Origin of the sequence: Pseudomonas sp. TWI628, assembly GCF_039673865.1 — a bacterium.
Lineage (GTDB): Bacteria > Pseudomonadota > Gammaproteobacteria > Pseudomonadales > Pseudomonadaceae > Aquipseudomonas.
On record NZ_JBDJMM010000073.1, the window covers coordinates 1 to 478 of the forward strand.

General features: G+C 49.2%; 2 tRNA genes and 1 rRNA gene. All 3 read left to right on the forward strand.

From position 1 onward, the window contains the following. A 16S ribosomal RNA gene (locus tag ABE528_RS27335) occupies positions 1–57 on the forward strand; the annotation flags it as partial. 85 nt (positions 58–142) lie between these two features. After that, a tRNA-Ile gene (locus tag ABE528_RS27340) sits at positions 143–219 on the forward strand. A 24-nt stretch (positions 220–243) separates the two neighbouring features. Next, positions 244–319 (forward strand) — tRNA-Ala (locus tag ABE528_RS27345). Positions 320–478 lie beyond the last annotated feature (159 nt).

Below are 478 nucleotides of genomic sequence, written 5' to 3' on the forward strand. Positions count from 1 at the left end.
GGGGTGAAGTCGTAACAAGGTAGCCGTAGGGGAACCTGCGGCTGGATCACCTCCTTAATCGACGACATCAGCCTGCTGATGAGCTCCCACACGAATTGCTTGATTCATTGTAAAAGACGATGCTGTAAAGCGACCCTGTTATAGGTCTGTAGCTCAGTTGGTTAGAGCGCACCCCTGATAAGGGTGAGGTCGGCAGTTCAAATCTGCCCAGACCTACCATTACATGGTTCAGCCGTAGTATACGGGGCCATAGCTCAGCTGGGAGAGCGCCTGCCTTGCACGCAGGAGGTCAGCGGTTCGATCCCGCTTGGCTCCACCACTTTCGCCGTACGCAGTAGCTTGTCAGAACTTAGAAATGAACATTCAGTTTGAATGTTGATTTCTGACTTTTGTCAGATCGTTCTTTAAAAATTCGGATATGTGATAGAAATAGACTGAACACCAGTTTCACTGCTGGTGGATCAGGCTAAGGTAAAAT